The organism is Algoriphagus sp. CAU 1675 (assembly GCF_029222925.1).
Classification (GTDB): domain Bacteria; phylum Bacteroidota; class Bacteroidia; order Cytophagales; family Cyclobacteriaceae; genus Algoriphagus.
In genome coordinates, this window is sequence record NZ_JARHUI010000001.1 from 481,493 (window position 1) to 494,528 (window position 13,036).

The window sequence follows — 13,036 nt, forward strand, 5'->3', positions numbered from 1 at the left end:
GTTGGATGAGTTTGAAATTCTAAACGGCGTATTCCTCCCATGAATTTCACTATTTTTGCCCAGTAAGAAAACAGTATGCTAGACAAATTACAAACCATTAAAGATCGATTCGAGGAAGTAGGTCAATTGATCATACAGCCGGACTCCATGTCAGATATGAGCAAATATGCCAAGCTGACCAAGGAATATAAGGATCTTGAAAAAATCGTACAGGTGTATGATGAGTACAGGTTGGTCTTGCAGAACATTGAGTCCACCAAGGAAATCCTCGATAAAGAAAAAGATCAGGATTTCCGCGATATGGCGAAAGCCGAATTGGAAGAGCTGAAGGATAAGAAGGAAAATTTTGAAGAGGAATTGAAGCAACTTTTAATTCCTAAAGATCCCAATGACTCCAAGGATTGTATTCTTGAAATCCGAAGTGGAACCGGAGGGGATGAGGCGGCAATTTTTGCAGGAGATTTATTTAGAATGTATGAGCGTTTCTGTGAAATGCAGGGTTGGAAATTGACAGTTTTGGATTTGACATTTGGTTCTGCGGGAGGCTACAAGGAAATTATCGCTACAGTTTCGGGAGCTGATGTATATGGGATGCTGAAATATGAATCAGGAGTACATCGTGTTCAGCGTGTACCAGCCACAGAGTCCCAAGGCAGAGTCCATACCTCTGCGGCTACTGTGGCTGTCTTGCCGGAAATGGATGAAGTGGAGGTTCATCTGGATATGAATGACATCAGGAAAGACACGTACTGTTCTTCAGGTCCGGGTGGTCAGTCTGTAAACACCACCTATTCTGCAGTCCGACTGACGCATATTCCAACTGGAGTGGTGGTGACCTGTCAGGATGAAAAATCTCAGATCAAAAACTTTGAAAAAGCCTTGAAAGTTTTGCGGTCCCGATTGTATGAAATGGAACTGGCTAAACATAATGAGGCAGTAGGAGCTCAAAGAAAATCCATGGTTGGAAGTGGTGATAGATCTGATAAAATCAGAACTTATAATTATCCACAGTCCAGAGTCACCGATCATAGAATCAACAAGACGGTTTACAATTTACCTGAGGTAATGGACGGGCATATCGGTGAATTTATTTCTGCACTTAGAATGGCAGACAACCTAGAAAAGATGCAGAGCTCTGGATTGGAAGATTAAGGCCTGTTATTTGCATAATAGTTTTTGGATTTTCGCGGAATCTTCATCGGTTCTGCTAACTTGATTGCTTAATTTTCAACTGCCTATGAATATTTCCGGAGAAAGAGGGATTTGTTTGGAAACTTGGTGCGAAAGGCATTTTCATCAACTTTATCCTCTTGCCAACAATCCCAAAATAGCGATGAATCTCAGGGATAGTTTTCCCCAGCCCTACACGATTCATGATGCCCGTCATTGGATTGAACATAATCAGAAGTTCAATCCTGCTCAGAATTTTGCGATTGAGTTTGAAGGGAAGTTGGCGGGAGCCATTGGGTCGGAAAGAGGCAAGGATGAACTTCGAACCAATATGGAAATGGGCTTTTGGATTGGAGAACCATTCTGGGGAAAGGGAATAGCTACGGAAGCAGTCCGACTCTTTACCGAATACCTTTTTGAAAAATTCGATGTCCAACGAGTGTTTGCCCAAGTCTATGATTATAATGGAAAATCCATGAGCGTCCTCGAAAAGGCTGGATATATACCCGAAGCCATCCTAAAAAATGGTTTTATTAAAAGAGGAATTGTCGGTGACTTATTTCAGTATGTAAAAATCAGAGGCGAGGAATAATTCCCCGCCTCTTTTATTTTTAAACTTTTTCCAGGGCAGTTTGAATGTCCCAGATTAAATCTTCATGATGTTCGACCCCTATTGAGAGACGGACTAGTTTCTCTGAAATTCCCAAAAGGTTACGGTCTTCCTCGCTCACATCACTGTGGGTCATGGTAGCCGGATGCTCTGCCAGGGATTCGGTACTTCCCAAAGACACTGCAAGCTTAAATAACTTTAGATTATCCAAAAACTGGAAAGCTTCTTCCTCTCCTCCTTTGATATCAAAAGACACCATGGCTCCTGCACTGCTCAGTTGCTTTTTGAAAATAGTATACTGAGGGTCCCCTTCCTTTAAATGTCCTAGGTAATATACTTTTTCCACCTTTGGGTGTGAAGCCAGAAAATCCGCAACTTTTGCAGCATTTTTAGCCTGTTGGTTCATTCGGACTTTGAGTGTTTCCAAACTTCTCATGAGCAACCATCCTGTCCAAGGTCCAGCCATATTCCCCAGGAAAGTCCGAAGTGTCCGAACCCTTTTCATCAGGTCTGATTTGCCCAAAACAGCCCCGGCGATCAGATCTGAATGCCCCCCAATGTATTTGGTAGCGGAATACATGACTAGGTCAGCACCATGCTTTAATGGGTGTTGCCAAAGTGGACCCATGTAAGTATTGTCAACTACCAAGGGAACCTCCCCAGAATCTTTCGCAAGTTGATCAGCGATCTTTTTGCATAGAGCAAGGTCAAATAGGGCATTGGTTGGGTTGGCAGGCGTTTCCACATAGACCAGTTTCACCCTGTGTCCTTCGGCCTTTTTGAGAACGTCTTCTTCAGAATCCGAAGTTGTAAAACCTATTCCTTTTATTCCATATTGGGGCAGGACCTTATTGATAAAGTGATCTGTTCCACCATAAACAGGCATGCTGTAAAGAAGGGCATCTCCTGGTCTCAAAAATTCCAATAAAACGGTAGAAATGGCGGACATCCCACTTTCAAAAACTGCACATTCATCTGCTCCGTCCCATAGAGACAAGCGTTCCTCCAAAATCTGAAGGTCTGGATTATTCAGTCGGGAATAGATCAGTCCAGGCTGTTCACCTGGTGATTTTTCCCTTTTCCCATAAGCTAGTTCAAAGAAATCTTTGCCTTCACGGGCATTTTTGAAAACAAAGGTGGATGTCTGAAAGATGGGACATTTTACGGCTCCTTCTGAAAGCTCAGGCTTATAGCCATAAGACATCATCAAGCTTTCCGGATGAAAGGATTTCATAGTCATACTTGGGTATTTTTTTCCAAATCACCGCAAAAGATATGGGATTGTCAACCTTTGAATCCTAAGGAAATTTGGAGCGAAATTAAAGAACAGGGCTTAATTTGGAGAATTTAGAATAAACAGGATTAAATTCTTGACTTACCAAATAAAATTTCGATTAAGAGGAGGTTTTGAAGCCTTGCCTTTGACTTCATTTGTCTGATGATTTTTTCAAAAAAATCATTTCACGACTACTTTTTTTACAGTTTGGCTCTTTTGGCCAATTAATCGTACAAAAAGAATTCCTCTAGGTAACTCACTGAGTTCAATGGAGGTCTGTCCTTGATTGATTGGATTGGCAATCAAGATTTGTCCCAATGAATTCAGTAATTCAAATCGGGACCATTGGGAAAGGGAGCTGGATTCGATAGTTAGTTGACCTTGGCTTGGGTTCGGGTAAATTTTCAAATTCTTCAAATCTGGATCTGGCTCCAAAGCTGTAACCAAACTAACAATAACTGGGAGTATCCTGGCGGGGCCAAAATCACAGGTGTTTTGTGCTCTGACTTGAAGTTCGTAATCTCCTTCTTTTTCCCACAAAACTCGGATTGTCCCGGTTCCTTGTCCCTCCACAATGCGAGCTCCGTCACCGATAATCGTCCATTTGTAAGTCAGTGTAGGGTCGGTTTCAATTTGGTAAAAACTCTCTCCCGGAGCAAGGATAGATTCCCCATCAATTTCTCCAGGTGCCTCTGGTAATTCGTTGACAAAAATTGTTAGCTGAATCAATTCAGCTTCACCACATACATTTTGAGGCAATGCCGTCAAGGTTTGAAGTCCAAGTTCATTCCATATTACCGTTACCTCCGAGGTTCCCTGTCCGGCAACAATTTCTCCTCCAGTAGCTTGCCAAGTATAATTCACTCCCTCCAAATTTGGAAGGCTAAATGTCGCTTCTTTGGTTTCACAAACGGATGCGTTCCCCTCTATCTCTAAACCATAGGGAGGTATGTCGCTGACTATCACTTCCATATATGAGGTTTCTCCTGCTCCACAGAAATTACTTCTACTGACAAATATCCCTTGTCTACCGGTTCGGGTCCATAAAACTTCAACCTCATTACTTCCCTGACCAGACACAATTTCCCCTCCGTCAACTCTCCAAACTAATTTTGAATTTGGAAGATTTGAATCTGGTATTGTATAGGTTTGGGTGTCTAAGCAACTAGAAGTAGGCCCGGAAATTTGACTGAGTCCACTTGGAATTTCGCAAATGAACCTGAGTATGGTTCCATCCTCACCTACAGCAAAGGCAGAATTAAGAGTACCGGTACTGATGCTGATCAAGTCTCTGCTGGTTCCGCTGTCAAAGAATTCCCAGTCTTCTCCTCCGTTATTACTTCCCAGGGTGATTCCATTTTTCCCCGAAATATACCCTCCATCTGCTCCGAAAAAATCTACCGAGAGGAGGTCTTCCTTTGTTCCGGAATTGATTTGTCGCCATGTTCTTCCTTTGTCTTCGGTTTTGAATATCGTCCCTTGATTCCCGACTACAATTGCTTGATCTGCATTGAGCTTGGCAAGAGCATTTAAGTGTTCAGTTGTGAATTGGGGAATGGTTTCCCAAACAGCCCCACCATCCGACCAGGAAAGCTGCCCATTTTCTCCGATGGCAATTCCGTATTGATTATCGAAGAAGATTAAGTTTTTCAGGTTTTCACTCGTGTTCGATTGTAAAGACAAATCCCACGTGAGAGCAGTGTCAAATGAACGGGAAATGAAGCCCCCATTTCCGGCAACGTAAATAATCGATGGAGCGAAAAGGTACATTCCGTTGATTTGGTTTGGGGTCGAAATCGAAGAATTGACCCAGCTGGATCCGGTATTGCTTGTTCTGTAGATTTTTCCTCCTTCCCCGGATACATAGCCAAACCCAGTATTCCAAAAGTTCATTCCCACGATATCCAATGGCTCTGGAAGTGGCCTGCTAACCAAGCTTAGGGCTGCATTGGAGGTGACATAAAAGGCACCGTTTTCTCCTCCAATAAATCCGACACGGTTGGATTTAAAATCTGCTGTTGAAAATCTGTTTCGGATTCCGGCAAGCCTTTGGGAGTAGGAACCTCCCCCATTGGTAGAATAAACGAGGTATCCGTTTTGTCCGGTAACCAATAGCTGGTTAGTACCCGGTCTATAATGTACATCCGTAAGGTTTCTGGTATTTCCTGTTCCTAAATTAACCTTCCCAAAACTTGCTCCTGAATTAGTGGATCGAATTGCAGTTGCTTCATCTCCAACAACTGTAACTATTCTAGTGTCCAGGGGGCTTACTGCCACTTTTTTCAAATTGGTTGAAACCCCTGAACTGATAGGTTTCCAAGTTTGCCCTCCATCTGTGGATTGGATGATCAATCCTCCGTTACCCACGGCATGACCCACTAGGGGGGATGAAAAGGCAATGCCATTTAAATCTTTTGTGGTCCCGCTGTTCATGAGTCTCCAGCTTCGACCACCGTCTTGGCTTCTTAGAATTCTTCCGTTTGCACCCGCCAAAAAAGCAGTGTCTGAATTGTAAAAATGGAGCTCATGAAGCGATGTTATTAATCCCGAAGTAACCGATGTCCAGGTTTCTCCAGCATCTTCGGAATGGATAATCTTACCTTCTTTTCCGGTGATTAATATTGAATTTTGATCCGAGAAGGCTACGGAATAGAAGTCCGAGGTTAAACCTGAAGTTTTCAATTCCCAGGTTTTTCCAGAATCGGAGGTCTTGAGAATCAGGCCAGATTCTCCCACTGCTATTCCAAATTGATCATCCCAAAAGGCAATGGACAATACCCTCTTTTCTAAGGTATAAGAAAGCTCTTCCCAATCGACCCCACTGTTACCAGTACGGATAAGCAGGTTTTCACCTCCAGCAAAAGCCAAAGTATCATTTACCCAGTAGACTGTCTCAAGATCCAGGCCCCAACTTTGCATTCGGGTCCAGGTTTGTCCAAAACTTACTGTTGAAAAAATGAAAGACAGAAAAAGAAGACCCAGGGTTTTTTTCATTTGAAATTTGGGTTGGTTTAACAAAAATAAAGGATTTCATCGCTTCTCAAAGTGTAGATGAATTAGGGTTCAGAAGATTCGACTAAATCATGCAAAAATGAATTCTGATTTGTAGCTTTAATTAACAAATCTTCCACTCCAATGAATAAATCTCTAATCCATTTTATTGTCGTCCTTGTGGTTTTTGGTTCTTGTGGGCCTAGGGAACAAGTCTCCAAAGATGTATTTGAGGAGGTAAATCAGGCAATGGAGGTGAAGAAACTTTCGGAAGCAGAAATCATCGAGGAAGCATTGATTTGGGGGGATTCCATAAGTATGGAAGCCCAGCAGCAACTGGTTTCCAATCTTCAAAAAGCCATTGCAGAGAAAGGTGTGGCAGGGGCGATTGAGTTTTGTAATGTTCAAGCCACCCCAATCCTAAAGGAAGTTGGGCAGAAATATGGAATAGAAATTCGCCGGGCATCCAATCGCTACCGAAATCCTGCCGACCAGCCTGACGAAGATGAAAAGCCTATCCTGGAAGCGTATGAATATAATGTGGAGAATCAAATCGAATCAGAACCCAATATTCAGAAGATCCAAGGGGGCGAGACATTTTTATATACAAGAGCCATTTTAATCCCAGTGGGATTTTGTCTGAGCTGCCATGGGGATCCGCAAAAGGACATTGAACCTGCAACCTTGGAAAAAGTCAATTCTCTTTATCCTGAAGATAAGGCCCAAGGTCACAAAGTTGGAGACCTTCGGGGGATGTGGTCCATTAGAATTCCAAAAAGAGAAGTGGTAAAGCGGATGTGAATCAAATATTTTTTTATTTTCTTGTTTTCTAACAAAGGTTTTTTTGCGAATAAATGAATTCCATCGCAAAGACTGGCAACAAGCTACTATTTCAGACAAAGCAGCATGGTTTGACCGTTTATCAACTACTTCCTTTAAAAACCACTTCAGACAATTAATTTAAGGAAACCTATGATTAAGAAACTTTCCATAATCCTGACGCTTTTGCTACCTGCTTTCCAAGTAGAGCAGTCTGTTTTTCAAGCTTATACACAAAAGATTCCCGGAACCCAGGTCACATTTGACATGGCTCCTATCCCCGGAGGATCTTTTACTATGGGATCTAACTCCAGCAAAAATCAAGATGAACAACCTGAACATGCGGTAAAACTGGATCCGTTTTGGATGGGAACTCATGAAGTAACCTGGGATGCATTCGAACTTTTTCTTGACAAAAATTACGAATTGGCAATTTCTGAGGGACCGATTGGGGAAATAGTAGACGGACTTACCCGTCCCAGTATCCCATATCTGGATATGACTTTTGGGATGGGAAAGGAAGACAAACCGGCCATAGGGATGACCCAGTACGGTGCTATTCAGTATTGCCATTGGCTCTATCTGAAAACCGGGATTTTTTACAGACTTCCCACAGAAGCAGAATGGGAATATGCCGCTAGGGCAGGGTCTGAGTCCAGGTTTTTCTTTGGGGAAAATGAAGCTGAATTGGTAGAATATGCCTGGACCAAGGAAAATTCACCAGAAAGTACCCAGAAGGTCGGACAAAAGAAGCCGAATCCTTGGGGCCTATATGATATTTATGGAAATGTCTTGGAATGGACCTCCGACCAATATGATCCTACATTTTATCAGGACTCTCCGGGACAGAATCCATCCAATCCATCGCTAAAATTATATCCGCGCGTAGTGCGTGGAGGAAGTTTTAAGCATGGCGCTGATGAAATCAGCTCTTCCAAAAGATTCGTGAGTGACCCAAAATGGAAGCAGATCGATCCCCAGATTCCAAAAAGCCAATGGTGGTTCCCAGAAGCTCCATTTTTAGGATTGAGATTGGTCCGTCCCCTGAATCCTCCAAGTCCAGAAGAAATAAAAGCATATTATACAGCTTCACCAATTGACGATTATTAACCCTAAAATCAACCTACCTATGAAAAACCAGAATTCCCGCAGAGATTTTATCAAAACCTCCGCTCTTGTTACGGGAGGCATGCTGACTTCTCCCTTTATTGTTCCCGGAGCTTATGCTGCGCCTGAAAACCATCTTAAACTTGCCTTGATTGGTTGTGGAGGAAGAGGAACCGGAGCGGTTTTCCAGGCATTTGAAACTGGGCATCCCATCAAGTTAGTAGCCATGGCAGATGCTTTCAGGGATCGCCTTGACAATAGTTTGAAGCCTATTCTGGATAAATATGGAGCGGAAAAGGTGGATGTTCCAGAAGATCGGAAATTTGTGGGTTTTGATGCCTACAAGCATGCCATAGCCGAAGCTGATGTAGTAATACTCGCTACCCCTCCAGGTTTCAGACCTTCCCATTTTGAAGAGGCCGTGAAGCAGGGGAAGCAGATTTTTATGGAAAAGCCAGTAGCTACAGACGCTGCCGGTATCCGGAGAGTATTGGCAGCTGCTGAAGAAGCGAAAGCCAAAAAGCTGAATGTGGTCGTTGGTCTACAAAGGCATTATCAAAACAATTACCGAGAAACCATCAAGCGGATTCATGATGGAGCTATAGGAGATGTTATTGGTGGACAGGTCTATTGGAATGATGGTGGCGTATGGGTAAGGGAACGTAAACCGGAACAGACTGAAATGGAATACCAGATGAGAAACTGGTATTATTTCAACTGGCTTTGTGGGGACCATATCACTGAGCAGCATGTCCATAATATCGACATTGCCAACTGGGTGAAGCAAAGCTACCCTGTGAAAGCAGAAGGTACGGGTGGACGATTGGTACGTACAGGAAAAGATCACGGGGAGATTTTCGATCATCATGTTTTGACTTTTACCTATGCAGATGGTTCTGTTATCCACAGCGAATGCCGCCATTTTCCGGGTGCTACCAATAGAGTGGATGAAAGTTTCCAAGGATCTAAGGGGAAAGTGTATCTAAGTGCTGGAAACCACGGAAATATTACTGATTGGAAGGGTAATGCTATTTATACCCACAACCGTGATAATAATCCTAATCCTTATCAACAAGAGCATGATGAGCTTTGGGCTGCTATAGTCAAAGGGGAATACAAATTTGCAGATGCTGAAAATGCGGCAAAAAGTACCATGACAGCAATCATGGGTAGATACGCAACCTATTCCGGAAAAGTATTGACTTGGGATGAGGCACTGAATGGAACGGTGGACCTGTTCCCAGAGACCCTAGCTTGGGATGCAATGCCTAAAATCCTTCCAAATGAGGAGGGTTATTATCCACATGCAATTCCCGGAAAAACAAAAGTGATCTAAGATGAAAAGAAGAGGATTTATCAAAAATATTGGCTTAGGAAGTGCCGTATTTGGACTTTCAGGAGCTGCGGGGTTTCCTGCTTTTGCAGAAGAAAGAAAGGCATCGGCATTCAAAATGGACTTTGCACCCCACTTCGGGATGTTTAAAAATTCGGCTCCCGGTGGAATTGTGGATGAATTGAAGTTTATGGCTGATCAGGGATTCCGTTCATTGGAAGATAATGGCATGCTGGGAAGGTCTGTAGAAGATCAAAACTTGATTGCCAAAACCATGGAGCAACTCGGCATGAGGATGGGAGTATTTGTTGTGGATGGAGGGGACAATTGGAAAGTATCTTTGACTACCGGGAAGCAGGAGTTTTTGGACACCTTTCTTGATACTTGTAGGAAATCGGTGGAGGTTGCCAAGCGGGTAAATGCCAAATGGATGACTGTAGTCCCTGGTTATTTCGAAAGAAGGTTGCCTATGGGAGTACAAACAGGAAATGTCATTGAAGCGTTGAAAAGAGGGGCGGAAATATTTGAACCTCACGGTTTGACAATGGTATTGGAGCCTTTGAGTGATAATCCAGATCTGTTTTTGCGGCATGCAGATCAGAGTTATATGATCTGTAAGGCTGTGGACAGTCCAGCCTGCAAAATCCTGTACGACATCTATCATATGCAGCGAAATGAAGGCAACTTGATCGCTACTATGGAGAAAACCTGGGATGAAATAGCATACATTCAGATCGGTGACAATCCCGGAAGAAAAGAGCCGGGAACAGGAGAAGTCAACTTTTCCAATGTCTTCAAGTTCATTCACGAGAAGGGCTTTAAGGGGATATTGGGAATGGAACACGGAAATGCCCTCCCTGGGAAAGACGGAGAAATGGCCTTGATTGAGGCCTACCGAAAGGTTGATATTGCATAATCCAAAATCAATGATCCGAAAAAATCTCCTTGCGCTATCAGTTTTGATAGCGCTTTTTTCCTGCCAAAAAGCCGAAGTAAAAAGAAAAGCAAGTGCTCCGTCGGGCTGGGAAATATTTGAAGCTCCGGTAAAAGCTTCCTTGAGGGGGCTTGCACCAGTGGATGAGGATGTGGCCTGGGCCAGTGGAAGCGGAGGCACTTGGCTTCGAACAATCGATGGAGGAAAATCCTGGGAGTTTGGAGTGATTGACGGCTTGGATACGGTAGATTTCAGGTCCATTTATGCTTTTGATGCCGAGAAGGCAGTGGCAGTCTCTGCCGGTCAACCAGCAGTAATCTACAAAACCACAGATGGGGGTAAAACCTGGGAATTAAAGCATCAGGAATCTAAAGCCGCTTTTCTGGATGGGATTTCTTTTGCTAATTCCAACAGGGGCTATGTATTCGGTGATCCTGTGGACGGCAAATGGATGATTCTGGAGACCCTGGATCAGGGAGAAAGCTGGAAGTCTCTGGATTCTTTGCCGGAGGCAGCTGAAGGAGAGGCCGGCTTTGCCGCTAGTGCTTCTTCTCTTCTGGCTGAGGGAGATCAAATTTGGCTGGGGAGTGGGGGGTCGTTTTCAGCCCTGTATAGTTCAGCGGATAAAGGAAAAAGCTGGGAAAAGATAAAAAACCCTTTGATTCAGGGAGAATCTTCCCAGGGAGTTTTTGCGCTGACCAGTTTGGGAAAAGGAAGAATTGTGGCAGTTGGAGGAGATTTCTTAAAAGAGAATTCCAAGAAGGGAAATCTGGGACTTTTTGATGGGAAAGAGAAAACCTGGCTGCAAACTCAGGAATCCCCAGAAGGTTATAGGTCCGGGGTGGCCTATTTTCCCGAACAGGATTGGGTAATCACAGTTGGGCCTTCCGGAGGGGATTTTTCCAAAGACGGTGGGCTTAATTGGCTTAGTTTATCCGAGGAAGGCTTTCATTCTGTGAAGCTGAGCAATAATGGAAAGGCAATATGGGCTTCCGGAGGAGGAGGGAAAATAGCCAAAATGAAGTATTAAAAAAGAAGTTTGAGTTTGGAAAGCACTTTTCTGACCAGACAATTTTTTATCAAAAAAATCTAAAGTTTTAAAAGCAGAGATGCTTGGATAGTAAGTCCCTGTATTATCTTTAGGAGAAAGTATATTTTATTGATTATTTGAATATTCAGAATCGGTCTCAAAATGTTTGAAATAGTTCCATCAATTTGGCTCATCAACGGGAAATGTGTTCGCCTCGAAAGAGGGGATTTTTCCACAGAAGAGGTGATTTCCAACAATCCATTGGAGATTGCACAAAGGTTTGAGTCTATTGGACTAAAGCGTCTCCATTTGGTGGATTTGGATGGTGCCAGAAGAGGAGAGCCCAAAAACTACCATATTCTGGAAGCCATTGCGGGTTATACAAATTTAAATATCGACTTTACTGGAGGAATCACTACGGATGGGGATGTGATCAAGTCCTTCGAGTTTGGGGCTAAGAGTGTCACTATTTCATCCGCTGCTGCAAATTATCCAGAGCGATTTGCAGGTTTCATTATGTCCTACGGAAGGGAGAAAATTAATTTAGCTGCCGATACCAATCCAAGCGATCATAAAATCAAAATCCGAGGATGGTTGAAAAAAACCAGTATTGATCTGTACGAGCATATTGAGTTTTTCTATGAGCGGGGGCTCAAATACCTCAAGTGTTCGGATGTCAGTCGGGACGGGGTTATGGAAGGGCCAAATTTTGAATTGTACAAAGAAATCATGAAGCGCTTCCCTTCAATCCATTTGGCTGCAAGTGGAGGAGTTCGAAACATAGATGATTTCAGAAAACTCCGGGATATAGGTGTTCATTCCGCAGTATTCGGAAGAGCTTATTATGAGGGAATGATCAGTTTGGATGACTTACAGGCCTTTTTGGCGGAGATATAAAAAAAAGAGGCAAAACTGCCTCTTTTTTATTGTTATATAAGAAAACACAAATTAGTCTGCTTTGAATTTGTCCACTACGTAAAGGAAAATATTAAAGGACAAAGTGGATGGAACAGGTTCAACTTTTTTCCCTTCCGGGCTGATCACAATTTCTCTTCTTATCGGAGTTGAATTAATTGGAAGAGGAGTTTGCTTTGGAGTCACAACTTTCGGGATAACTACCTCATTGGAAGTAGTATGATCCTCAACCACAGGTCGATCCAAAACTCTTGGGTTTTCGAACTCTACTTTCTCTTGTTCAGTCTGCGCCAAAGAATCTCCTGCCCAAAGGCACATTCCCAAAACAGCAACTGCACAAGTGCCTATTTTTTTAAGTGGAAATGATGAATTGTTGAACATTTCAGTAATTGGATTGCTGAGGGTTAACTTTTAGGTTTGTAAAAGGTTCCTAAAAATAGTAAAAAAATTGTCTATGCAAACGATTGACATGGAAGATTTCGCCAAAATTGATTTGAGGGTGGGGACAATTATTCAAGTAGAGAATTTTGCGAAAGCCCGTAAGCCAGCCTATAAAATTTGGGTGGACCTTGGTGAAACTATTGGCATAAAAAAATCATCCGCTCAAATCACCCAAATTTATAAACCTGAAGAGCTCCTCGGAAGACAGGTGATTTGTGTAGTCAATTTTAAGCCGCGCCAAATTGCCGACTTCATGTCAGAGATTCTGATTACAGGATTTGGGACAGAAGAAGGAGGGATTGTCCTGGCGGGTGTAGAACGCCCGGTTCCCAATGGAGCAAGGCTTCATTGAGGTTTTCTAATTATCTTCAGGGGTCTTAATTTATTTTCTCCCAATCAGTTTCAGCATC

General features: G+C 43.0%; 12 protein-coding genes. 9 read left to right on the forward strand and 3 right to left on the reverse strand.

The features are described 5' to 3' along the window. Positions 1-75: 75 nt before the first annotated feature. Positions 76-1,152, forward strand: coding sequence for a peptide chain release factor 1 (gene prfA / locus P2G54_RS02180; RefSeq protein WP_275867736.1), 1,077 nt, complete (start codon positions 76-78; stop codon positions 1,150-1,152). Positions 1,153-1,237: 85 nt separating this feature from the next. Then, positions 1,238-1,762: a GNAT family N-acetyltransferase gene (locus P2G54_RS02185; protein ID WP_275867738.1), complete on the forward strand. Its 525-nt coding sequence runs from the start codon at positions 1,238-1,240 to the stop codon at positions 1,760-1,762. Positions 1,763-1,781: 19 nt separating this feature from the next. Here P2G54_RS02185 and P2G54_RS02190 read toward each other — a convergent pair whose 3' ends face one another. Together P2G54_RS02190 and P2G54_RS02195 are read right to left on the reverse strand one after the other, a co-directional pair. Then, on the reverse strand, positions 1,782-3,020 hold the full coding sequence (locus tag P2G54_RS02190) for a cystathionine gamma-synthase family protein (protein WP_275867739.1): 1,239 nt from the start codon (positions 3,018-3,020) through the stop codon (positions 1,782-1,784). 216 nt (positions 3,021-3,236) lie between these two features. Continuing rightward, the gene (locus P2G54_RS02195; protein ID WP_275867741.1) at positions 3,237-6,050 is read right to left on the reverse strand and encodes a YCF48-related protein; all 2,814 of its coding nucleotides are present in this window, start codon (positions 6,048-6,050) and stop codon (positions 3,237-3,239) included. Positions 6,051-6,191: 141 nt separating this feature from the next. On the opposite strand from P2G54_RS02195, the gene P2G54_RS02200 reads away from it, so the two are divergent. The 6 genes from P2G54_RS02200 (at position 6,192) to P2G54_RS02225 (ending at position 12,167) form a co-directional block, all read left to right on the forward strand. Continuing rightward, the gene (locus P2G54_RS02200) at positions 6,192-6,848 is read left to right on the forward strand and encodes a DUF3365 domain-containing protein (protein WP_275867743.1); all 657 of its coding nucleotides are present in this window, start codon (positions 6,192-6,194) and stop codon (positions 6,846-6,848) included. Positions 6,849-7,019: 171 nt separating this feature from the next. Then, a complete protein-coding gene (locus tag P2G54_RS02205; protein ID WP_275867745.1) occupies positions 7,020-7,976 on the forward strand; it encodes an SUMF1/EgtB/PvdO family nonheme iron enzyme in 957 nt (318 codons plus the stop codon). Between the two features lie 19 nt (positions 7,977-7,995). Next, complete coding sequence (locus P2G54_RS02210; RefSeq protein ID WP_275867747.1) at positions 7,996-9,309, forward strand: Gfo/Idh/MocA family oxidoreductase; 1,314 nt, start codon at positions 7,996-7,998, stop codon at positions 9,307-9,309. Position 9,310: 1 nt separating this feature from the next. Further along, on the forward strand, positions 9,311-10,222 hold the full coding sequence (locus tag P2G54_RS02215; RefSeq protein WP_275867749.1) for a TIM barrel protein: 912 nt from the start codon (positions 9,311-9,313) through the stop codon (positions 10,220-10,222). A 10-nt stretch (positions 10,223-10,232) separates the two neighbouring features. Continuing rightward, positions 10,233-11,270 carry a YCF48-related protein gene (locus P2G54_RS02220; RefSeq protein WP_275867751.1) on the forward strand — a complete coding sequence of 346 codons (1,038 nt, stop codon included), beginning with the start codon at positions 10,233-10,235 and terminating at the stop codon, positions 11,268-11,270. A gap of 162 nt (positions 11,271-11,432) precedes the next feature. Then, the gene (locus P2G54_RS02225) at positions 11,433-12,167 is read left to right on the forward strand and encodes a 1-(5-phosphoribosyl)-5-[(5-phosphoribosylamino)methylideneamino] imidazole-4-carboxamide isomerase (protein WP_275867753.1); all 735 of its coding nucleotides are present in this window, start codon (positions 11,433-11,435) and stop codon (positions 12,165-12,167) included. Between the two features lie 51 nt (positions 12,168-12,218). On the opposite strand, the gene P2G54_RS02230 is transcribed toward P2G54_RS02225, so the two are convergent. Then, positions 12,219-12,566, reverse strand: coding sequence for a hypothetical protein (locus P2G54_RS02230; protein WP_275867755.1), 348 nt, complete (start codon positions 12,564-12,566; stop codon positions 12,219-12,221). 73 nt (positions 12,567-12,639) lie between these two features. Here P2G54_RS02230 and P2G54_RS02235 point away from each other — a divergent pair, with 73 nt between their 5' ends. Continuing rightward, positions 12,640-12,978 (forward strand): tRNA-binding protein, encoded by a 339-nt coding sequence (locus tag P2G54_RS02235; RefSeq protein ID WP_275867757.1) that lies wholly within the window; start codon positions 12,640-12,642, stop codon positions 12,976-12,978. Positions 12,979-13,036 lie beyond the last annotated feature (58 nt).